The 21,893-nt window shown below is 69.8% G+C and carries 16 protein-coding genes; 9 read left to right on the forward strand and 7 right to left on the reverse strand.

The features are described from left to right. Positions 1-15 precede the first annotated feature (15 nt). Complete coding sequence (locus ON33_RS29475; RefSeq protein ID WP_040862390.1) at positions 16-1,167, reverse strand: acyltransferase family protein; 1,152 nt, start codon at positions 1,165-1,167, stop codon at positions 16-18. Positions 1,168-1,377: 210 nt separating this feature from the next. On the opposite strand from ON33_RS29475, the gene pgfA reads away from it, so the two are divergent. From pgfA to ON33_RS29490, 3 genes are all read left to right on the forward strand, one after another. Next, complete coding sequence (pgfA, locus tag ON33_RS29480) at positions 1,378-2,520, forward strand: cell envelope lipid trafficking protein PgfA (RefSeq protein ID WP_040862391.1); 1,143 nt, start codon at positions 1,378-1,380, stop codon at positions 2,518-2,520. Positions 2,521-2,686: 166 nt separating this feature from the next. Further along, positions 2,687-4,015, forward strand: coding sequence for an MATE family efflux transporter (locus ON33_RS29485; RefSeq protein WP_051153044.1), 1,329 nt, complete (start codon positions 2,687-2,689; stop codon positions 4,013-4,015). Between the two features lie 10 nt (positions 4,016-4,025). Beyond that, positions 4,026-5,942, forward strand: a complete 1,917-nt coding sequence (locus ON33_RS29490; protein ID WP_063711096.1) for an MmpA family trehalose lipid delivery protein — start codon at positions 4,026-4,028, stop codon at positions 5,940-5,942. Positions 5,943-6,051: 109 nt separating this feature from the next. On the opposite strand, the gene ON33_RS29495 is transcribed toward ON33_RS29490, so the two are convergent. Next, a complete protein-coding gene (locus ON33_RS29495; protein WP_040862393.1) occupies positions 6,052-7,221 on the reverse strand; it encodes a glycosyltransferase family 4 protein in 1,170 nt (389 codons plus the stop codon). Positions 7,222-7,401: 180 nt separating this feature from the next. Between ON33_RS29495 and ON33_RS29500 the strand changes: the two genes are divergently transcribed. Next, the gene (locus ON33_RS29500) at positions 7,402-8,229 is read left to right on the forward strand and encodes a class I SAM-dependent methyltransferase (protein WP_051153120.1); all 828 of its coding nucleotides are present in this window, start codon (positions 7,402-7,404) and stop codon (positions 8,227-8,229) included. On the opposite strand, the gene ON33_RS29505 is transcribed toward ON33_RS29500, so the two are convergent. Both ON33_RS29505 and ON33_RS29510 read right to left on the reverse strand, forming a co-directional pair. Then, complete coding sequence (locus ON33_RS29505; protein ID WP_040862394.1) at positions 8,191-8,493, reverse strand: hypothetical protein; 303 nt, start codon at positions 8,491-8,493, stop codon at positions 8,191-8,193. The two genes, ON33_RS29500 and ON33_RS29505, sit on opposite strands and share 39 nt — an antisense overlap. Positions 8,494-8,696: 203 nt before the next feature. After that, the gene (locus ON33_RS29510) at positions 8,697-8,900 is read right to left on the reverse strand and encodes a hypothetical protein (protein ID WP_040862395.1); all 204 of its coding nucleotides are present in this window, start codon (positions 8,898-8,900) and stop codon (positions 8,697-8,699) included. A 239-nt stretch (positions 8,901-9,139) separates the two neighbouring features. Between ON33_RS29510 and ON33_RS29515 the strand changes: the two genes are divergently transcribed. Further along, positions 9,140-10,570, forward strand: a complete 1,431-nt coding sequence (locus ON33_RS29515; RefSeq protein ID WP_040862396.1) for an aldehyde dehydrogenase — start codon at positions 9,140-9,142, stop codon at positions 10,568-10,570. A 215-nt stretch (positions 10,571-10,785) separates the two neighbouring features. Here ON33_RS29515 and ON33_RS29520 read toward each other — a convergent pair whose 3' ends face one another. The 3 genes from ON33_RS29520 to ON33_RS29530 all read right to left on the reverse strand — a co-directional run bounded on the left by ON33_RS29520 (position 10,786) and on the right by ON33_RS29530 (position 15,251). After that, positions 10,786-12,612 (reverse strand): phosphoenolpyruvate carboxykinase (GTP), encoded by a 1,827-nt coding sequence (locus ON33_RS29520; protein ID WP_040862397.1) that lies wholly within the window; start codon positions 12,610-12,612, stop codon positions 10,786-10,788. Positions 12,613-12,854: 242 nt separating this feature from the next. Beyond that, entirely contained in the window at positions 12,855-14,534 is a 1,680-nt protein-coding gene (locus ON33_RS29525; RefSeq protein ID WP_051153047.1) for a hypothetical protein, read from the reverse strand. Between the two features lie 48 nt (positions 14,535-14,582). Continuing rightward, positions 14,583-15,251, reverse strand: coding sequence for a hypothetical protein (locus ON33_RS29530; protein WP_051153049.1), 669 nt, complete (start codon positions 15,249-15,251; stop codon positions 14,583-14,585). Between the two features lie 239 nt (positions 15,252-15,490). On the opposite strand from ON33_RS29530, the gene ON33_RS29535 reads away from it, so the two are divergent. Genes ON33_RS29535 through ON33_RS29550 form a run of 4 tightly spaced genes read left to right on the forward strand, consistent with a single transcriptional unit; the run spans position 15,491 to position 21,883 of the window. Continuing rightward, complete coding sequence (locus ON33_RS29535) at positions 15,491-16,840, forward strand: lipase family protein (RefSeq protein ID WP_040862398.1); 1,350 nt, start codon at positions 15,491-15,493, stop codon at positions 16,838-16,840. A gap of 59 nt (positions 16,841-16,899) precedes the next feature. Beyond that, a complete protein-coding gene (gene trmB / locus ON33_RS29540) occupies positions 16,900-17,733 on the forward strand; it encodes a tRNA (guanosine(46)-N7)-methyltransferase TrmB (protein ID WP_040862399.1) in 834 nt (277 codons plus the stop codon). Then, entirely contained in the window at positions 17,730-18,500 is a 771-nt protein-coding gene (locus ON33_RS29545; RefSeq protein ID WP_040862400.1) for an NYN domain-containing protein, read from the forward strand. The genes trmB and ON33_RS29545 overlap by 4 nt, the downstream gene beginning before the upstream one ends. Then, a complete protein-coding gene (locus ON33_RS29550; RefSeq protein ID WP_040862401.1) occupies positions 18,500-21,883 on the forward strand; it encodes an MMPL family transporter in 3,384 nt (1,127 codons plus the stop codon). The genes ON33_RS29545 and ON33_RS29550 overlap by 1 nt, the downstream gene beginning before the upstream one ends. The last annotated feature ends 10 nt before the right edge of the window (positions 21,884-21,893 follow it).

A 21,893-nucleotide genomic window follows, 5' to 3' on the forward strand; every position in this document is an offset into this window, starting at 1 on the left:
GAATCACGCTGCCGCTCAACCGAAACGGCGGCGCGTCCAGTGCCGGACCGGCTCCTCGATCAGTGCGTAGCTGGCGGCCGCCAGCGGCAGCGTGAACGCGACCGTCAACAGGTAGACCACCACGAAATGCCCACGGAACGGCACGATGCCGAACACCGGGAAGACGATCGACAGCACCGCCAGATGCCAGATGAAGATGCCGTACGACCAGCGGCCGAGCGTCGCCGCGACCCGGCCCTCCAGCGCCCGGTGCCGTCGGTCGGGCCGCAGGACCAGCGGGGCCAGCAGCGCGAACCCGATGACCGCGCCCAACGCCATCTTCATGACGTACTGCCACGGCCGCCCGTGCACCAGACCGGCCGGACCGGCCAGATCGGTGGCCGCCAGCAGCATGGCCACCAGCGCGAGCGGCCACATCAGCCACTGGTTCCCCGCCACCCGCCGCCAGCGTGGGGCGGGCAGGTCGGCGAGTTCGGCCAGCAGCATGCCCGCCGCGAACCACGGCAGATACCCCGGCAGCCAGTTGTCGGCGTGAATGCCCTCGGGTGTGGGCACCGGCAGGAAGTTCCAGACCAGACACAGCAGTCCGAGGCCGAGCACCACCGGCACCCGCAGCCGCGCCCGCTTTCCACGCAACCAGACCAGGGCGAACGCCAGCAGCGGAAGCACCAGGTAGAACGCCACTTCCACCGAGAGGCTCCACATCTGGGTGAGGCCGTCGGTCAGGGTGAAGGGCACGAACACCTGCAGCAGACCGAGATTCGACACCCACACCCGCAGTCCCGCGGTGTGCGCCGCGCTCGGCAGCAGGATCAGCGCCGCGGCCACGACCACCCAGTAGGCGGGCAGGATGCGGGCCGCGCGATGCAGCAGATACCGTCCGGCGCGCGGCGCGTTGCCCGCTCCCCACGCGGCGGCGGCGTGCGGACGCCACAGCAGGAACCCGGACAGCGCGAAGAACACCGCGACCGCCATATCGAATCGCTCCCACACCCGGCCCAGCACCGGCTGCCCGGTCGCACCGGTCTGGAAGGCCACATGGGTGAGCACCACCCCGAGCGCCGCCAGGGCGCGCATGCCCTCGAGTGCCGGGACGAAGCGACCCAGACGGGCCGCGGGCGGCTCGGCCGGAATCGGGTTCGTCTCGGGATTCAGGGTGGTCGTCATCGCGCCCCAGTCTGCCCTGTCGTCGTTCGGATGAGTGCCGGACCGCCCGCCCATTCCGCCGCGATTGGGTGCGAAGGTGCGATTTCGGGGAGTTTTCCGGCCTCGGCCGCACTCTGGGACCGCTCGGACTGTTAGTGTCTGGGCTCACGAGTGCTGCGCGGCGACCGCAGTACTGGACGAAACACGCGTTCGACGACGAGGAGAACCTGCATGGCACTCAGTGCCGGTACCAGAAGGACGGTTGCCTGCGTACTCGTGGGGCTCGGTGCGATGCTGCTGGTCGCCGCGATCATGATCCCCACCTATACGGTGAGCCGACTCGCGAAGACCCCGCTGGACCTGGAGATCACGACCGTCGCGACCAACCCGCAGACGGGCGCCCCCAGTGAAGTCCTGGACTCCAAGTCGCTGACCTCGGCAACGGGTTCGGCGAAGGTGGACCAGAACGTCCCGCTGGTCTCGCAGCGCTTCCTCACCGTCGAAGACCCGTCGGACGCCTCAAAAATGACCATCCAGGCCGGTCAGACGCTGCGTCGCACCGACAAGCAGGGCGACACCGGCCTGCTGACCGCGACCATCGACCGCGTCACCGTGGACCGCAAGACCGGTCGGCCGGTGGACTCGGTGGACGGCGGCCCCAACGGCGCGATCGCCGTGACGGTCGACAAGAAGGGCGCGAGCGTCATGGACCCGGTGCAGCACACCGGCCTCCAGTACCGCTTCCCGATCGGCACGGACAAGAAGGCCTACCCGTACTTCGATCTGAACGCGCGCAAGACCTTCGACATCAACTTCGTCGAAGAGACCGAGATCAACAACCTGAAGGTCTACCACTTCCAGCAGTCCGTCCCGGTCACCGATCTCTCCACCGTCGCCAACTCGCCGACCAACAAGCTGACCCTGCCCGCCGAGAAGTGGGGCGTGGAGGGCGACGGCGACGTCACCATGGCGCGCTTCTACACCAACACCCGCGACCTGTGGATCGAGCCGCAGACCGGCACCGTCATCAAGGGCCAGGAGCAGATACACCTCTTCTACGCCCGCAGCGGTGACAAGCCGGAGGTGACCGCGCTGAAGTCGACCCTGGTGTTCGACGAGAACACCATCGAGTCGCAGATATCGGTCGCCAAGGACAACATGGACAAGCTGTCGCTGTACGGCCGCATCCTCCCGATCATCCTGGGCGTCCTCGCCCTGGTCTTCCTGATCGTCGGCCTGCTGCTCGGCCTCCTCGGCAAGAACGGCAACGGCCGGACCCCGGTCCGCCGCGTCGCTCCGGCCCCGTCCGGCGGCCCCGCCTCCGGCGGCTTCGACGCGCCGACCCAGCAGATCGACATGAACAAGAAGCCCTAGGCTCCCGGTTCCCAGCGGCCCAGCACCCTCGAAGGTGCTGGGCCGCTTCCGTTTCTGCTCGGGGCGCTGCCACGAATTCCGCGTGGGTGAGGTCTCGGAGGCAGGAACGGAGGCGACGCAGGGGTGCACGGCCGGAGTCGCAGGGGCGGATGGGAGCATTGCGGGCGTGTCTGTCGTACGCCGTCTTCCCGTGGTCAAGGACCTGACCTTGGTGACGGCGGGGGCGATGACGGCGAATGTGGCGGGGTATCTGCTGCAGCTGCTGGCCAGCCGGTGGCTTGGGGTGTCGGGGTACAGCTCGTTCGCGAGCCTGCTGGCGGTGCAGATGCTGTGCGCGGTGCCCGCGCTCGCGTTGCAGAACGTGGTGGCGCGGGAGGTCGTGCGGGGCGCGCCGGTGGCTGCCGCCCGGGCGCTGGCGCTGCGCTGCGCCGGCCTCGTCGCGGGGGTGGCCCTGGTCCTGGTGCCGGTCATCGCCTCGGTGCTGAAAGTGGACGTGGCGGCCGCGGCCGGAGCGCTGTGCTCGGCGCCGGTGCTGGTACTGCTGTCGGGGGAGCAGGGGATCCTGCAGGGCGGCAGCCGATTCCGGGCACTCGCCAGGGTGCTGGGCGGGGCGGCGACCATCCGGGTGACTCCCGCGCTGATCGTGCTGGCCACCGGCGGTGGACCCGCAGCCGCACTGTGGGTGGGCGCCGCGGGCGCCGCCTGTGCGACCCTGGCCGCACGGCGTGTCGCCGACGCCGCGGTCGGTCGCGGCCGGCCGGGATCCACACCTGCCACCGAGGCGGAGACTCAGTCGGTTTCGAGCGCGGCGATGGGAAGCGCCGCGGCCTCGGTCGAATCGGGCTCGGAGCGGGCCACCGATCGCACGCTGGGGGTATTTCCGGTCTTCCGGGCCACCCAGGTGCAGGCGGCCTTGATGGCGCTGTCCTCCGCGGATCTGCTGATCTCGCGAATCGTGCTGAGCGAGAACGATGCCGGCCGATACGCCCTGGGTGCCATCGCGGCCAAGATCGCCTTCTGGCTGCCGCAGGCCGTGGGGGTGGTGCTGTACCCCCGGATGGCGCAGCCGCAGCATTCCGCGCGCGCCATGCGGTCGGCACTGGCGGTGCTGGCGGGAATCGGGTCGGTCACGGTCGCGGGCGCGGCGGTGGCGGCGCCTCTCGCGCCCCTCTTCGCCGGGAAGGACTACGCGCCCATCGAGGGCCTGCTGTGGCTGTTCGCGCTGCAAGGTGCCCTGCTGGCGATTCTGCAGGCGGCCTTGCTGTCGGCGATCGCGGCGGATCGGACCGCGCCCGCTGCCATCACCTGGGTGGGGCTGGCTGCCGGGGTCGCGGTCATGCTGACGTGTGCGCATTCGGTGCTGTCGCTGATCGTCATCGCCACGGTGACCGCGGCGGTCACCACGCTGGTGATCACCGGGCTGGCGCTGCGGGGCGCGCGGGACCAGGCCGAGAGCCCCTTGCGGGTCCCCGATCTCGGGGGGAGCGGAACGTAGGGTGCCCGGTGTGAGTGCGCAGGGTAGGGAGCGGCGGTGGACCGGGCTGGTGCCCGCCGGGTACAGCCTGCTGCCGGCGGTGATCGTGCTGGGGCCGCTGCTCGGGTCCGGATACCTGCTGCTGCGGGACGCGGTGAGCACACCGCGGTCGTATCTCACCGATTCCGCGCTCGGGCTCGGTGACGCCGCGCCGCGCGCGGTACCGCAGGACGCGCTGCTCGCTGTCGGTTCGGCGATGGTGGACGGCGGGGTCCTGGTCAAAGCGATTCTGCTGGGCGCGCTGTGGCTGGCGGGCTGGGGTGCGGCCTGCCTGGCCCGCGATCTGCTGCGCGTCTCGCTGGGACCGCAACTGGCGGCCGCGACGGTCGCGATCTGGAATCCCTATGTGGCCGAGCGCCTTCTGCAAGGCCATTGGAGCCTGCTCACCGGCTATGCGGCCCTGCCCTGGATCGCGCTGCTCGCCACACGCTTACGGGCACGCTTCGGGACGCTCGCTACCTGGGCCGGGCTGGCGGGGTGTCTCGCCGCGGCGGGGCTCACTCCCACCGGATCTCTGCTCGCGGGGCTGGTGGCGCTGCTGCTGGTGGGCAGGCGGAATCTGCCTGTCACAGCGGCACTGTGGACAGTGTCGGCGGCTCCGTGGCTGACCGCGACCGCGCTCTCGGGTGCGGGTGCGGAACCCTCGGACCCGGCGGGTATCGCCGCCTTCGCCGCCCGGGCGGAGCCCTGGCTCGGGACCCTCGGCAGCCTCGCCGGTCTGGGCGGCATCTGGAACAGCACCGCCGTACCCGATTCGCGCACAACGTTCTTCGCGCTGGTCGCCACGGTTCTTCTGCTCGCCCTCGTGGCGACCGGCCTGCGCGCGGTTCTCGGCACCGGCGCGAAAGCCGAATCCCGTTCGGGCACAGCAGCTCACGATCTGCACCGAGCCGGCGCACAGCCGGACGCCACGGCCGAAGCCGGCGGCGGTGAATCCATCCGGGGCCCGGTGCGTGACGAAGCGCGAATCGTGCGCCGCCGGTTGGTCTGGCTGGCGGTGGCGGCGATCGTGCTGCCCGCGCTGGGCGCGACCGGCTGGGGGCTGTCGGCCGGCGAGTTCCTGGTGACGCGGGTGCCCGGCGCGGGACTGCTCCGCGACACGCAGAAGTTCGTGGCCCTGGCTGTTCCCGCGTACGCATTGTGCGCGGCCGCCGGGTGCCGGGTAGTGGGACGCTGGATATCCACGAACGTTGTGGATGGCGTGAGCGCCGAGTCACCGCGGGCGCGAACCGGCGGGGCCGCGGTCCTTTTCCTCGTGATCCTGTTCCTCGCACTGCCGGATCTGGCGTGGGGTGTCGGCGGCGCGTTGCGACCGGTGCACTATCCAGCCGGATGGCAGCGGGTGGCCACGATGGTCGATGCGCCGGGTGATGTCGCCGTGCTGCCGGGCGGAATGTTCCGGAAGTTCCGGTATTCCGGGAGTGCGCCCGTCCTGGATCCGGCCCCGCGCATGCTGCGACGGGATGTGCTGCAAACCGGTGAGCTTCCTGTGCGCGGCGGCGTGGTGGCCGGAGAGGGCGACCGGGCCCGGAAGGTGGAAAACCTGCTCCTGCAAGGCGGTTCGGTGGACCGGCTGGCCGAGCTGGGTGTCGGCTGGGTCCTGGTCGAGGGCGGCACGCCCGGACCGATGGGTGAATCGAAAACCACCCTGGCCCAGTTGAATCCCGTCTACGCGGACCGGGATGTGCAGCTGTACCGGGTGCCGGGCGAGATCGCCGCCCACGACGCCTCGGCCGCCCACCGCCGCGTGTCGGGCGCGGCGCATCTGCTGTGGGCCGCCCTGCTGGCCGGCGGATTCCTCACCGCCGCAGTCCATTCGGGGATACGGCGGTCAGTCCCGCGGGAAGCCGAGCGCGAATCCCACCCCGATCACGACAATGCTGACTAGCGCGATGACCAGAATGATCCACATGTCTCGATGCTATGAACCGCAGTAGACCCGCGTCGCGGGTTTTCCGAATTGCGGTGCCCGCGAAATCACCTGGGGTGCCCGCGAATCACACCCGTGCGGGCGCGATCAGTCCGCTCACCCGCTCGCCGCGGGTCACCGCGGACAGCACCTCGTAGACGCCGTTCCCGGTTTGCTCCCAGGAGAATTCGCGGGCCCGCGCGCGCGCCTTCTCCCCCAGCACCATCCGGGATTCCGGATCGCCGAGCAGTTCGCCCACGGCCTCGACCAGCTGGTCCGGATCATCGACCAGCAGCCCGGTCACGCCGTCCACGATGGAGTCGGTGAGCCCGCGCGAACTGCGGTATCCGACGGTGGGCACCCCATGCTGGGCGGCCTCGATGACCGCCAGCCCCCAGCCCTCCTTGCGGGAGGGCAGCACGTGCACCCAGGCCCGCCCCAGCAACCGGTGCTTCTGGTCCTCGTCGACATGCCCGTGGAAGGTGACGGCGTCGGCGATGCCGAGCTCGTCCGCATGGGTACGCAGGTTGCCGGCCCACCAGCCGTCGCCGATGACATCGAGGTGCAGGCCCGGAATCCGGCCGCGCAGCCCGGCCACCACGGCCATAGCGTCCTCGATCTGCTTGTGCGGCACCAGCCGCGAGAGCACCACGATGCTGGGGTGCGCGGTGCGGGTGGCGTCATCACCGACGGGCACCTGCGCGGGGATCGGCTCGGCGCCATTGCGCACCACGGCGATTCGCGAGCCGCCCACCCCGAGCGCGGTGAGCTCCTCGGCCGACGGCAGCGACACCGTCAGGTACTGGTTACCCCGGTGCACGCGCGGCGACAGCCGCGATTCGATCCACCAGCCGATCCGCCCGACCAGCCGCCCGGCCACCGGCCACTGCTCGCGGTGCCCGTGATGCACGAGCACCACTGTCGGCGCGGCGGTCGCGGCACGGGCGAAGAAGGGGATGCCGTTCTGGGTGTCGATGACGGCGTCGGGCCGCAGCCCCTTGAGCGGTCCGATCCCGAACCGGCCCAGGGCGATGGCGGCCAGCGCCCGCGGATACACGGTGAACCGGCCACCACCGCGGCTGATCTCGAGGCCGTCGATCGATTCCCGCTTGGCCGCGCCCGGATATCCCGCGGTCCGCAGCGTGACCTTGACGCCGCGCGCGGCCAATTGCGCGCCGACCTGCTCTAGATACCGCTCGCTCCCGCCCCCCTGCGGATGCCCGGTGTCGCGCCAGCACAGCAGCAGCACTTCACGCACGGGCGGATCTCCAGGGGTCACGGTGGGGACGGACAGACAGTGGGCTCCACCATATAGCGCGTTGCTCTGTCCCGGGCCAGCAGTGGTCATCCGACCTGCGGGGTCGCCCGAATCGATACCGGGGTGCGAGGTTGCGAGCGGGTGTCCGCGCCGGTCGGCGGCTGTGCGAGACTTTCCGCCGTGCTCCGAGCCGATCAGACCAGACCGCGTCGCCCGCGATTCGCCCGCCGGGCGACGCTGCGCCGGTCGCTACGGCTGCTGGGCAGTTTCCGGTTCGAGCAGACCGATCCGGCCGTGTTCTACGGCGGCGTGGCGGCCGATACCGCCGATCTGGTGTCGGACTTCTACCGGGATCTGACCGGGAAGTCGCTGCGCGGGACGATCGTGCTGGATGTGGGCGGCGGTCCGGGCTATTTCGCCGACGAGTTCAGCCGGGCAGGCGCCCGCTACCTGCCGGTCGAGCCGGATCCGTCGGAGATGCACGCGGCCGGATTGCGGGTGGCGGGCTCGGTGCGCGGGTCGGGGATGGCGCTGCCGTTCCGCGATGACGCGGTCGAGGTCTGCATCTCCTCGAATGTGGCCGAGCACGTGCCACAGCCATGGATGATGGCCGCGGAGATGCTGCGGGTCACCAAACCCGGTGGCCTGATGGTCTTTTCGTACACCGTGTGGCACGGGCCGTTCGGCGGGCACGAGACCGGGCCGTGGCATTACCTGGGCGGGGAGTACGCGGCGCGGCGGTATCGGCGCAAGCACGGGCGGGAGCCGAAGAACCGCTTCGGGCGTTCGCTGTTCGCGGTGCGGGCGGCGGAGGGTGTGCGGTGGGCGCGCGAAACTCCGGACGACATCGGGATTCTCGCGGTGTTCCCGCGCTATCACCCGCGCTGGGCCTGGTGGATGGTGCACGTCCCGGTGCTGCGGGAACTGCTGGTCAGCAACCTGGTGGTGGTGGCGACCAAGCGGCCGCGGTCAGCGCAGGGCGATTCCGCGCCGCCAGATCCGGCGTAGGCCCGTGCAGGGCTCCGGTTCGCTCCACGGTGACTCCTGGGTTGCCAACCCGACGGCCTCCATGGCGGTCAGGCCGACCTGACCGGCGAGGGCGTTCACGGTGGCAACCGCCTCCGCTGCCTGTAATGCGGCAGCGGCTTGCGCGGTGGTCAGCGTCCGGCCCGGCAGGAAGGACACCACCCATCCGCCTGCGCCAACGCTTTTCGCCTGATGCGGCGTGAGATCACTGGTCATCAGCGATCTGCCGACCACTTGCACCGCCATGACTCGGACTCCCCTGTGCGGTAACGGTTCATGAATCGAGCGAGCTATCCACGGTAGCTATAAAGCATGCTCGCCAGGGCTTCCGAATGCAATAGTGCGTTCTGCGAAAACAGAACCGACAGGTCGGAATTCGATTTTGTCGAGTGCTATCGGTTTGCCAAAAGTATGCCGAATAGCTTGCACCGCTGCGTATCCAGACCGGTTCAGTCCTCGGGTAGCTGGAGCCGCAGGACGGGTTGCCCCTTCCGGACCGTCGGATAGCTCGCCTCCGCCACCTCGACGCGCCACCCCGGCGGCAGCACCCGCTGCAACTGACCCGCGGCCCGCTGCATGGGGGTACTGGCAGCCGGAGAGTCGACATCGAACAGCTCGCCGAGCAGGAAGTCATCGAGGCGCACATCGGTCATGCGGGGACCTACCTTTCGAAGCGCTAATAGATAGCAACCGACCTGTTTGGTGGAGAAAGGCGTACCGGGCTGAGCATAGGCCACGGCCGGGCAACCCAGAATCCGAATCGGATTTCGCCGCGCCCGCCAGGGGGCGACTTAGAAACCGAGGAGTCCAATTTCAAAGAAGATCCCGGTCAGCGGGACATTTGCCCGACATGCGGGGGACAGTGCCGAACGCAAAACTGTAACGTGTTCTCATGGATTACCAGAGTCTGTTCATCGGTGGCCGCTGGACCGCGCCGGCGGGCCCCGACACCCTTCCCGTCGTCTCGCCCGCAACCCTGGAAACCGTCGGCAGCGTGCCCGTCGTCACCCGCGCCGACGTCGACGCCGCGGTCGCCGCGGCCCGCCGGGCCTTCGACAGCGGACCCTGGCCGGCCACCCCGCCCGAGGAGCGCGCCGCCCTGCTGGCCCGCGTCGTCACCCTGCTCGACCAGAGAGCCGGCGACCTCACCGCCGCCCTCTCCGCCGAGATGGGCGCGCCCGCCATGGCCGCGAGCACCCTCAACTACGTCCCCGCCCGCGCCACCCTCGACTTCTACGCCGGACTCGGAAAGTCGTTCCCCTGGACCGAATCTCGCACCGGCCTGTTCGGCACGACACGCGTCTCCCGCGAACCGGTCGGTGTGGTCGCCGCCGTGATCGCCTGGAACGTCCCGCTCTTCCTGGCCGTCAACAAGCTCGCCCCCGCCCTGCTGGCCGGGTGCAGCGTCGTCCTCAAGCCCGCCCCGCTCACCCCGCTGGCCGCCAACCTGCTCGCCGACATCTTCACCGAGGCCGGCCTGCCCGAGGGCGTGCTGTCGGTGCTGCCCGCCGAGGCCGACGCCTCCGAATACCTGGTCTCCCACCCCGGGATCGACAAGGTGACCTTCACCGGCAGCTCCGCCGTGGGCCGCAAGATCGCCGCCATCGCGGGCAGCCAGCTCAAGCGCTGCGCACTGGAGCTGGGCGGCAAGTCGGCCGCGATCCTGTTGCCCGACATGGACATTGCCGACATGCCCAAGCTCGCCTTCGCGGGCCTGATGAACAGCGGCCAGGCCTGCGTCGCCCAGACCCGCATCCTCGCCCCGCGCGGCCGCTACGACGAAATCCTGGACGCCCTCACGGCTTCCGTGGAGCTGTTCCCGATGGGCCTGCCCGACGACCCCGGTGCCCAACTGGGCCCGCTCATCTCGCAGCAGCAGCGCGAACGCGTCGAGGGCTACATCGCCAAGGGCAAGGACGAGGGCGCGCGCCTCATTCTCGGCGGAGACCGCCCCGCCGACCTCCCCGGCTGGTACGTCCGCCCCACCGTCTTCGCCGACGTCACCAACGCGATGACCATAGCCCGCGAGGAGATCTTCGGCCCCGTCCTCTCGGTCCTCCCCTACGACACCGAGGAAGAGGCCGTCGCCATCGCCAACGACAGCGACTACGGCCTGGCCGGCTCGGTCTGGACCACCGATATCGAACACGGCGCGGCGGTCGCCGCCAAGGTCCGCACGGGCACCTACGCCATCAACTGGTACGCCTTCGACCCCTGCGCCCCCTTCGGCGGCTACAAGACCTCCGGCATCGGCCGCGAGAACGGCCCCGAGGGCCTGGACGCCTACTGCGAGCAGAAGTCGCTGCTCATGCCCATGGGCTGACCCGCCCCTCCGCGACTTGAGCGGACGGCTCAGGTGCCGTTCACAGGCAAGCGCCCGTGCCGGCGGTCGCGAGCCGAAACAATTTCGGGGGCACCCGGCGAATTACCCTCGCCACCTGAGATCAGTCGTCCCGTCCCAGGCAGGGCTATCGCCCATCTACAACAAAAGCGGCTCCCCCGCACTCTCGGTGCGGGCGAGCCACTTTCGTCATGCCTTTACGCGAGGCGCGCCTTGAGGGCGTCGAACTCGTCGCGCAGGCCGGAAGGCAGCTTGTCGCCGATGAACTCGAACCACTCCTCGATCAGCGGGATCTCCCGCTTCCACTCCTCGACGTTCACCGCGAGCGCCTCGTCGACGTCGGCGGAGACCACGTTCAGGCCCTCGAGGTCGAGGTTGGCCGCGACCGGGACATTGCCGATCGGGGTGGCGGCGGCCTCGGAGCGGCCCTCGATACGGCCGACGATCCACTCCAGCACGCGGGAGTTCTCGCCGAATCCGGGCCACAGGAAGCGGCCGTCGTCGCCACGGCGGAACCAGTTGACGTAGAAGATCTTCGGCAGCTGCTGCGCGTCGGCGTTCTTGCCCAGGGTGATCCAGTGGTTGAGGTAGTCACCCACGTGGTAGCCCATGAACGGCAGCATGGCCATCGGGTCGCGGCGGACGGTGCCGACCTTGCCCTCGGCGGCGGCGGTCTGCTCGGAGCCGACGGTGGCGCCCATGAACACGCCGTGCTGCCAGTCGAAGGACTCGGTCACCAGCGGGATGGTGGTCTTGCGGCGACCGCCGAACAGGATGGCCGAGATCGGCACGCCCTGCGGGTCGTCCCACTCGGGGGCCAGGGTCGGGCACTGCGCCATCGGGGTGCAGTAACGCGAGTTCGGATGCGCGGCCAGGGTTTCCGACTCGCGCTCGAACCAGTCGTTGCCCTTCCAGTCGATGAGGTGGTCGGGGGTGCCTTCCAGGCCCTCCCACCACACGTCGTTGTCGTCGGTGAGGGCGACGTTGGTGTAGACGGTGTTGCCGGCCTCCATGGTGGCCATGGCGTTCGGGTTCGAGCTGTGGTTGGTGCCGGGGGCGACACCGAAGAAGCCGAACTCCGGGTTGACGGCATATAGTCGGCCGTCCTCGCCGAAGCGCATCCACGCGATGTCGTCACCGAGGGTCTCGGCGCGCCAGCCCGGGATGGTCGGCTGGATCATGGCGAGGTTGGTCTTGCCACAGGCCGACGGGAACGCCGCGGCGATGTAGTACGCCTTGTCCTCGGGCGAGATGAGCTTGAGGATGAGCATGTGCTCGGCCAGCCAGCCCTCGTCGTGCGCCATGGCCGAGGCGATGCGCAGCGAGTAGCACTTCTTGCCCAGCAGCGCGTTGCCGCCGTAACCCGAACCGTAGGACCAGATCTCGCGGTCCTCGGGGAAATGGGTGATGTACTTGGTGTCGTTGCACGGCCACGGCACGTCGGCCTGGCCCTCGGCGAGCGGGGCGCCCACGGAGTGCAGCGCCTTCACGAATTCGCCGTCGGTGCCGAGCTTGGCCAGCGCGGCCGCGCCCATGCGGGTCATGACGCGCATGGAGACCACGACGTACTCGGAGTCGGTGAGCTCGACGCCCAGCTTCGGGTTCTCGGCGCCGAGGGGGCCCATGCAGAAGGGCACCACGTACATGGTGCGTCCCTTCATGGAGCCGCGGTACAGCTCGGTCATGGTGGCGCGCATCTCGGTCGGGTCGACCCAGTTGTTGGTCGGACCGGCGTCGGCCTCGGTCTTCGAGCAGATGTAGGTGCGCGATTCGACGCGGGCCACATCGGAGGGGTCGGAGAGCGCCAGGTAGGAGTTGGGCTTCTTCGACTCGTTCAGCTTCTTGAAGGTGCCCGCGGCGACCAGCTGCTCGGAGAGGCGGACCGCTTCCTCCTCGGACCCATCCGCCCAGACCACGCGGTCGGGCTGGGTGAGTTCTGCGACCTCCTGTACCCAGGCAAGCAGTTCCTTGTGCTCGGTGGGCGCGGTGCCATCGTGAAGACCAGGAATGGTCGCTGAGGTCATGAAAACTCTCCTGAGATGGGTGGTCCCGAGGTCAGCGAGCCGAGGACCACTGCTCGCGACACCGAGTGCCACCAATTGCGGCAGGGCTCCCGCTGGTCTCGCCCGCGTGCCCATACCGGCTGGACGCGCGTACAAGTCCGCAACGGATGCCCTGGTTCCTGCCATAGAGGTTAACGCCATATATCGGGGTGTACGGAATCGGGTTGTCCACTCGGTACCGGGTCGAAACCTCCGACCAGCGGTTAAGCGAATTCGAGTGCTGCCAGGTCACGTTCGCATGCCAGCAGTAGAGCGGGGCGGCGCTGGGCGGCCTGTCGCAATTGCGCCTCCAATTCACCGACCCGCCGATCGGTTTCCACCATGCGCGCGGCGGCGCTGGCGAGCACCTCGTCGGTGAGTCGTTCCTCGGCGTCGACAAGGGCCGTCGCGACCCGCTGCTCCAGCTGCGCACGGGCGTCGACCAGCGTGTCCGCGACCCATTGCCGCAGGTGAGCGCCATCGGCGAGCTGCCGGCGGACGCGCACCACCCAGGCCGCGGCGGCGGCACCGAGGAGCAGACTGACCGGTACGAGCGCGAAGTCGACAGCTTGCAGCAGGGCCAGCGGCGCCACCACCAGCCGGCCCAGACCGAAGCCCGCCGAGGCGCCCAGCGCGATCACCAGGTGGTCCTCCACGCCCCGCAGCCGCGGGCCCGGCGTGGGAACCGCCCTCGACACCCGTTCCGCGGGCGCCGGAAAAGATATATGCCATTCCTGCGCGACGGATTCTTCGACCTGACGGCACAATTCGCCGATCCGGGAGCGAATCGCGCGGTCCATCTCCTGTGTGAGTTTTTCCACAGCGTCGCCGACATGGCGCGGAAATTCCGCGTGCGCGCTCCGCGGCAGGCGTTCGATTTCGGCCCGCAGCTCCGCGTGCAGCGCCCGGATCCTGGCCCCGACCTCGTGCAGTAGATCCACGCGCGCCAGCTGCAGCCGATTCCGCACGATGGTCATGCCCGATCCCCGCCCACCGTCGCTGACCGACAGCAACCGCGCCCGCTCCTCCCGCAGCCCCGCCACGTCCCCGCCGTCCCGCAGCTTCCCGGCCTGCGCCCGGATCCGCCGCCGCGTCTCGGCCACCACCCGCTCCCGAACGATCGCCACCTGATCCCCCACCGCGCCCGCCCCGGCCGCCGCCACCAGCCGCGCGTGCAACAAACCCACCCCCGACCGATCCAGCAGCGCCGGATCCCCCGCCGCGCGCGCCACCGCCGCCATCCGCGCCGACACCGGCACCACCTCCTCGGCCTCGCCACCGGCCCCCGCCAGCAGCTCGACATCCCGCCGCAACACCTCCCGCCACTCCCGATGCGCGTGAATACCGTCCAGCGCGAACACGATCCGCGTCCCTCCGGCCCGCAACGCCCGCACCCGCCCCACCATCTCCCCACCGGCCAGCGCCCCGGCCTCGAGCACGACGAGCGCCACCGAAGGCGGAAGCGCCACCGCGCCGGGCCCGGATGCCCGGTGATCACTGTCGGCACCGGCGTGGGTATCGGGCTCGGCCTCGGCTCCGGCAACCGTCAAATCGACCCGCGGCTGGAATCGAGCCAGTTCGACACGCAGTGCCGCAGCGCGTGAGTCGTCACCGGCGATCAGCGCGATCGCCCTACCCCGATCCGGATGCGCTCCGGCCATCGCGCGCAACAGCGCGGAACCGTGTGGATTCCACCGCATGACAACGGCCTCGACGGGTCCGGACAGGACGCCGTACCGCGGTGGCGGCGTCCGGTCGGCCCCGGTCTCGGGCGATACGGGCGCCGGAACCGCCGCCACGCGCACCGTCGGCGGCAGTTCGAGTCCGCCGACGCGCGGCAGCTCCAGCGCCGGGGTTTCGGACGGATCACAGGGCGCGGCGGCGGGGCGGGGTTCGGGGATCAACGCCGATGATTCGGATCCGGCGGCGTATTCGGCTTGGCCCGAGGCGAATCAAACACCGAGCGTGGCGGTGGCGACCTCGTAGCGGCGGTGGAGTTCGTGATGGAGCGGATCTATTCCGCTGGCGCAGTGGAGGATTTGCAGCAGCAGCTGCGGGGGCAGGGACGGGTTCCGGCGGAGAGCGGCCAGGGCGCAGGAGACGCCGTGCAGGTCCCAGCGGTCGAGGAGGGCGCGGCGGGCTTCGTGATCGGGGCCGAGATCCGCGGCCGTGAACAGGTCGCAGGAGAGAGTGAGGGGTGGGTCGGGATGGTCGCGGTGGCGCTGCAGGGTGCCGAGGTCGGTATCGGCGAGGGTGCCGGACCGGGTGCGCAGGGCCAGGGACGCGACCACCGGGAATGCGGTGAGACCGAATTCGGCGGTGAGGTTTTCGGCGGTGGCGGCGGCGTCGGGCCAGCGGGCGCCGACGGAATCGGCTTTGTTGAGTACCACAAGGGCGCGATCGGGCGGCAGGGTCGCCAGGAGACGGCGGTCGGCGCGGTCGGCCAGGCCGGGCAGGACATAGAGGACCAGGTCGGCGTCGAGCACCGGGGCCGATTGCCCGGGCTGGTCGACCGGTCGGGTCTCTTCGGCAGTGAGCAGCGACAACGCATGTCGCAGCGTGGTTTTGCCCGCACGGGCACGGCCCGTCACCTGAATGCGCGGAGATCGCCCGACCGGCACGCGGGCAGCCTAGCCGGAAGATGCTGGGCGCGTGCGCTTTTCGGATCACGAACGCGCAGGTCACGCGGTGAGGAAGTAGACCGTTCCGGGTTGTTCTGTGGGCCTGCACAATTCGATGCAACCGCTCTTCACAGACACCTGGGATTGCCCTACTCTGGCGATCCGGTCGGCATCAGGGCCGATGCGCGGCTGTGGCGAGCCCTCTCGATCCACGGCCGGGCACACGAGGGGAGGTGGCGATGACCGTCGATGCGGACGTCATCGGAACAGCCGGATCACCGGGACCGAACGGACAGTCGAGCGGTCGCCCGCTGCCACCCGGCCGGGACCCCTTCTTCCATCCACCACGCGGATTCGCCCGCCACCCGGCGGGCACCATCCTGCGCAGCCGCTCCGTCGAGATCGCGCTGTTCGGCCTGGTGCCGCAACACGTGACGGCCTGGCAGCTGCTGTACCGCAGCCAGGATCTGCACGCCCGGCCCGAGGTCGCGGTCACCACCGTGCTGCTGCCCGCCGGCGCCGAACCGGACGCGGAGCGCCCGCTGCTGGCCTTCCAGACGGCGATGGACGCCGTGACCGACCGCTGCGCCCCCTCCTACGCGCTGCGCCGCGGCGCGCTGTCCCCCGGATCCATCACCCAGCTCGAATGGCTGCTGGTCGCGAACGCGCTGCGCCGCGGCTGGGCGGTCACCATCGCCGATCATGAAGGGCCGCAGGGAAACTTCGGCGTGGCGCGCGAACCCGGCTACCGCGGGCTCGACGGTGTCCGTGCCGCACTGCGTTTCGCGCCGCTGGGTCTGCACGCGGACACCAGGGTGGCCGTGTGGGGCTATTCCGGTGGCGGCATGGCCAGTTCGTGGCTGGTGGAGATGGCGCCGGAGTACGCGCCGGAGCTGAGTATCGTCGGCGCGGTGCTGGGCGCGCCGGTCGGCGATCCGCGCCATGTGTTCCTGAGCCTGAACGGCGGCCTGTTCGCGGGCTTTCCGGCGATCGTGATCGCCGCGCTGCAGCAGGTCTACCCGGCGCTGGCCGAGGTGGTGCGCCGCGACTTCACCCCCGAGGGCCGCCGCCTGCTGGACCGCGCCCGCTCACTGGGTCCGATCGCGGTGCTGCCGCTGCTGGTCGGCCGGCGCATGGACGACCATCTGCGGCGACCGCTGGCGGAGATCCTGCCGGACCTCGAGGACATGTTCGACGAGCTGCGCCTGGGCAATCGCGCGCCGGCGTGCCCGGTACTGGTGGTGCAGCCCGTGTATGACCAGGTCATCGACGTGGCCGGCATCGACGGTCAGGTGGAGCGGTACCGGGCGGGCGGCGCGTCGGTCCGGTACGTCCGCGATCGCCTCAGCGAGCACTTCTCGCTGCTGCCGCTGGCGACCCCGATGAGCCTGGACTGGCTGGGCGATCGGCTGGCCGGGAAGGCTCTCACCGAACCCACAACCACGACCGTCTGGTCCGTCGCACTGGTCCCGGCGCACTGGCGCAGCATGGTGGAAATGGCAACTACCACAATACGAGTCACCCTCGGACGCCCCTTGCGCCCGGCGGCGGCACCGGCGTCCGACGAGGTCTCGGGCCTGGCAGCCTGAGTGATCACGGCCGCGGCAACCCGTGGTCGATTGCTGCGCTGATGACCCGGTACTGGACAATGGACGCCGTGAACGACGCCGCGAACCACACTGCCGAGCCAGTTCCCGGGCCGCGGCCCGCCCAGCCCACCGGTGACGCCGATCACTCGGAAACCGCCGGTGGCCGGCCGGATCGGCCCGCGGGCAACCGGCTCTATCCCCGGGTCACCAGCTTCCGGGCCCGTCGCGGCGCGGTCTCGCCCGCGCGCCAGGACGCCTGGGATCGGGTGTGGCCGGTGATCGGCAAGGACGTCTCCGACGAAAGGCTCGACGCCGACGCCTGGTTCGGGCGCTCGGCCCCGCTGATCATCGAGATCGGCTGCGGCACCGGCACGGCCACCGCGGCCATGGCGCAGGCTGAGCCGCAGTTCAATCTGATCGGCATCGAGGTCTACAAGCCGGGCCTGGCCCAGCTGGTGCAGCGCGTCGAGCGCGAGGGCATCGACAATCTCCGGCTGCTGCGCGGTGATGCCGTGGATGTCCTGGAAAATATGATTGCTCCCGAATCGCTGACGGGGGTGCGCGTGTTCTTCCCGGACCCGTGGCCCAAGGCGCGGCACCACAAGCGGCGGCTGTTGCAGCCGGAAACCTTCGCACTCATCGCAAGTCGGCTGATTCCGGGCGGCGTGCTGCATGTCGCGACCGACCACGCGGACTACGCCGAGTGGATCGGCCTGCACGGAAACGCGGAACCCCAGCTCATCGGCATGAACGAGCCGACCGGAGGGGATCCCGAGGCCTACCGAAACAAGGCACCGATTGGTTTCGAACGTCCGATTACCAAGTTCGAAAGCAAAGGACTCCGCGCGGGCAGCGCCATCACCGAGTTCATCTGGGGGAAGATCGAATCATGAGCGTCAGTGAGATGGCCCACGGGGTTTCGGAAGTTGCCGGAATAATGCACGGCGCCGACTCGACCGAACTATCGGGCACCACAGGGCTCCACGGCAATGCCGGGGTCGCCCTGGGCGGAACCGCCACCGACGTGCGGCGCGTCCTGCTGGTCTGGGATGCGCCGAACCTCGATATGGGCCTCGGCGCCATCCTCGGTGGCCGTCCGACCGCCGCCTACCGCCCGCGCTTCGACGCGCTCGGCCGCTGGCTGCTGGCCCGCACCGCGGAACTGTCGGTGGGCAGCACCACCCGGGTCGAACCCGAGGCCACCGTCTTCACCAATATCGCCCCCGGCACCGCCGATGTGGTGCGCCCCTGGGTCGAGGCGCTGCGCAATGTCGGCTACGCCGTCTTCGCCAAACCCAAGATCGACGAAGACTCCGATGTGGACAGCGACATGCTCTCCCACATCGAGCTACGCCGTCGCGGAGCGGGTTTGGCCGGGATCATGGTGGCCTCCGCCGACGGGCAGGCGTTCCGCGCGCCGCTCGAGGAGATCGCCGGCTCCGGGGTGCCTGTTCAAGTGCTCGGTTTCCGCGAGCACGCGAGTTGGGCGGTCACGTCGGATATTCTCGAGTTCATCGACCTCGAGGACATCCCGGGCGTGTTCCGTGAACCGCTGCCCCGGGTCAGCCTCGACTCGCTGCCCGACGAGGGTGCATGGCTGCAGCCGTTCCGGCCGCTGTCGGCCCTGCTCACCTCCCGCCCCGCTCAAGGAGTCGCTTAGTGTTCACCCGCTGGGGCGACCTGGTCTACAAGCTGCGCTACACCGTTCTGGGTGTCGTCGTGGCCGCAATGCTCTCGCTCGGAGCCTTCGGATTCGGGCTGGAGGACCATCTCAGCTCCAGCGGATGGTTCGACCCGAACTCCGAGTCCTCACAGGCCGCTGTCCTGAAGGACCAGGTGTACGGGCGCGATCACAACAGTGACGTGGTGGTGCTGTACACCGCCCCGGAGAACGGCACCATCGATGATCCCGCGTGGAATCAGAAGATCATCGACAACCTGAACAATCTGCCGGTGAAGTACCCGGAGATCAGTCAGGTCAACGGTTCTCCCTGGAAGACCACCACCGGCCAGCAGCTGGCGCAGGCCGCCGGCCAGGACCGCAAGCACGCCTTCGCCTCCATCGCCATCAAGGGCGACAACGACACCGACATGGTGCGGAACTACCGGAAGGTGAAGGACGCCTTCTACATTCCGGACGTCAAGGTCGAGGTCGCGGGTCTGCAGCCGGTCGCCGGCACGCTGAACGACACCATGGCGCAGGACCAGAAGCGCATGGAGATCATCGCCATTCCGGTGGTGGCCGTCCTGCTGTTCTTCATCTTCGGCGGGGTGGTCGCGGCGGCGCTGCCACTCATCATCGGTGGTCTGACGGTGCTCGGCGCCAATGGCATCGTCATGGCGATCACCAAGTTCACCGAGGTGAACTCCTTTGTCTCCCCCGTGGTTTCGATGATCGGTCTGGGCCTGGCGATCGACTACGGCCTGTTCATCGTGAGCCGCTTCCGTGAGGAGGTGGCCGACGGCTACGACACCAAGGCCGCCGTGCGGCGTACGGTCCAGACCGCGGGCCGCACCGTCCTCTTCTCCGCGACGATGATCATCGCGGCGAGCGCAGGCATGCTGCTGTTCCCGCAGGGCTTCCTCAAGTCGGTGGCCTACGGCACCATCGCGACGGTCGCGCTGGCCGCGGTATCCGCGATCACCATCCTGCCCGCGCTGCTGTCCATTCTCGGGCCGCGCGTGGATGCCCTGGGCCTCAAGCGTTTCCGCAAGGAGAAGACGACCGAGGAGATCGAGAACGGCCTCTGGGGCCGGATCACCGCGTGGGTGATGAAGCATCCGCTCAAGGTCGCCATCCCGCTCACCATCGGTCTGCTGCTGCTCATCATCCCGGTGAAGAATCTGCAGTTCGGCGGTATCAGCGAAACCTATCTGCCGCCGGACAATCCGACCCGCCTGGCGCAGCAGCACTTCGACGAGACCTTCCCGCTGCGCAAGGCCGACCCGGTCCAGCTGGTCATCATCACGGACAACCCGAAGGACATCGGCACCATCCTCACCGAGGCCAACCAGGCCCGTGGACTCCAGCCGAAGACCACGTTCTCACTTCCGCAGACGCCGCCGAACGGCTCGAATATCTGGACCACCTCGCGGCCGCTGGAAAAGGGCACCGACATCACGGAGACCATCGCGGACCTCCGGGCGATCGACGTCCCGGACGGCGCCGAGGTGATGGTCAGCGGAACCCCGGTGATGATGCAGGACAGCATCGACCAGCTGGTCGATCGCATGCCGCTGATGATCGCGCTGGTGGTGCTGGTGACCACCATCCTGATGTTCCTCACCTTCGGCTCGCTGGTGCTGCCCATCAAGGCCGCGCTCATGAGCGCGCTCGGCCTGGGTTCCACCCTGGGCATCCTGACCTGGATTTTCATCGACGGTCACGGCGCGGGTCTGCTGAATTTCACGCCGCAGCCGATCATGTCGCCGGTGCTGGTCCTGATCATCTCCGTGGTCTACGGCCTCTCCATCGACTACGAGGTGTTCCTGCTTTCCCGCATGGTCGAATCCCGTACCCAGGGTGCGAGCACGACCGAGGCGGTGCGCGCGGGCACCGCGCAGACCGGCCGCATCATCACCGCGGCCGCGCTCATCCTGCTGGTGGTCACGGGCGCGTTCGCGTTCTCCGATCTGGTGATGATGCAGTACATCGCCTACGGCATGGTGGCGGCGCTGTTCATCGACGCGACCGTGCTGCGCATGCTGCTGGTGCCGGCCACCATGAAGCTGCTCGGCGACGACTGCTGGTGGGCGCCCAAGTGGATGAAGAAGATCCAGCAGAAGATCGGCCTGGGCGAGCCCATCCTCGACGATGAGCGGCCCGGCGGCGGCGAGGTGGTCGACCTGGTGAAGACCACCCCGATCACCGACCCGGTCACCATGCAGATCCCGATCCTGTCCGACGGCACCGCCGCCCCGGCGCGGGCCCGCAAGCCGCGCCCGGCCCGCACGGTCGATGTGGACAGCGAGGCCCCGACCCAGCGCATCGACACGGTGCAACGGTCCGAGCCCGTGCCACCCGCGGAGCCCGCCCAGGGCACCGAATCCCCGGAGACCACCCCGTTCCCGGAGCCGGCGCCGCCCGCGGACGGCGCCGCGGCTGCCCCGGCCCCGGAGACCCAGCGTCCCGCGCCCGGATTCCCCTCCGCCACAATGCGTCCCGGTCGCGGCGTCACCCCGTCGACCACCGCGGCCCCGGCCTTCGCCAAACCCGCCGAGCCCGCATCGGAGCCGCCCGCACCGGCCGGTGAGATCAGTACGGCCGCACCGGTGGAGATCACCCCGCCGATCGCGCCCCGGCGTGTCGTCAGCGCGGACTCGGCGGACGCGCCGACCACCGATCTGGGGTCCGGCCCCACCGGCCTCGGCGCCACCCCGGCCGGTCCGGGCGCCACCCCGGCCGGTCCGGGCGCCGACCCGAGCGGTCCCGGCTCCGCCCGCGGCCCGCTGGCCCCGCATCCGATCGGCGATTTCGCCTCCCCCGCACGGGGTTCCGGGAATCCCGGCAGCGGACTGCCGCAGCGGGTGCCCGGACAGGCCGCCGACAATGCCATCCGCGGTCTGGACGACGCCTTCTCGGCGCCGTCACCCGCCCCGGCCCCGCCTGTCGCCCCGGTGAACCCGATGCCGTCGATCTCCCAGCCGGCATCGCCCGCGGCGCCGGCGGATTCGCAGCCGCCCGCACCGGTGGTCGGTTCGGAGCGTGTGCTGCCGCCGCCGACACCCAGGGTCCCGCCACACCCGGCGACCCGGGCACAGCTGTACCAGCCGCACCCGTCCGAGCCGGAGCCGGAGCAGAGCGAGCCCACCGAGCAACTCGCGGAAACCGCTGCCGAGGAACAGCATCCGACGCAGCACGCCGCGGAGCAGGCCCCGCCGGAGGGCCCGGGCCGCGCCAGCATCGAGCAGTGGATGTCGGACCTACGCTCCTCTCGGCGGCGCCCGCCCGCCGAGAACCCGGACGAGGACGCCAAGCATAGGGGTGGCGACGGACGCACGGTGAGCGTCAACGAACTGCTCCGGCGGCAGAACCGCGACTGATACGGACAAC

The organism is Nocardia niigatensis NBRC 100131, assembly GCF_000308655.1.
Taxonomy (GTDB): Bacteria; Actinomycetota; Actinomycetes; order Mycobacteriales; family Mycobacteriaceae; genus Nocardia; species Nocardia niigatensis.

Excerpts from the sequence above, each read along its gene's own strand:
- ON33_RS29475 (WP_040862390.1), bottom strand. The coding sequence starts at position 1,167 with ATGACGACCACCCTGAATCCCGAGACGAACCCGATTCCGGCCGAGCCG.
- pgfA (WP_040862391.1), top strand. The coding sequence starts at position 1,378 with ATGGCACTCAGTGCCGGTACCAGAAGGACGGTTGCCTGCGTACTCGTG.
- ON33_RS29505 (WP_040862394.1), bottom strand. The coding sequence starts at position 8,493 with ATGGCGGTGCAAGTGGTCGGCAGATCGCTGATGACCAGTGATCTCACG.
- ON33_RS29510 (WP_040862395.1), bottom strand. The coding sequence starts at position 8,900 with ATGACCGATGTGCGCCTCGATGACTTCCTGCTCGGCGAGCTGTTCGAT.
- ON33_RS29515 (WP_040862396.1), top strand. The coding sequence starts at position 9,140 with ATGGATTACCAGAGTCTGTTCATCGGTGGCCGCTGGACCGCGCCGGCG.
- ON33_RS29520 (WP_040862397.1), bottom strand. The coding sequence starts at position 12,612 with ATGACCTCAGCGACCATTCCTGGTCTTCACGATGGCACCGCGCCCACC.
- ON33_RS29535 (WP_040862398.1), top strand. The coding sequence starts at position 15,491 with ATGACCGTCGATGCGGACGTCATCGGAACAGCCGGATCACCGGGACCG.
- trmB (WP_040862399.1), top strand. The coding sequence starts at position 16,900 with ATGGACGCCGTGAACGACGCCGCGAACCACACTGCCGAGCCAGTTCCC.
- ON33_RS29545 (WP_040862400.1), top strand. The coding sequence starts at position 17,730 with ATGAGCGTCAGTGAGATGGCCCACGGGGTTTCGGAAGTTGCCGGAATA.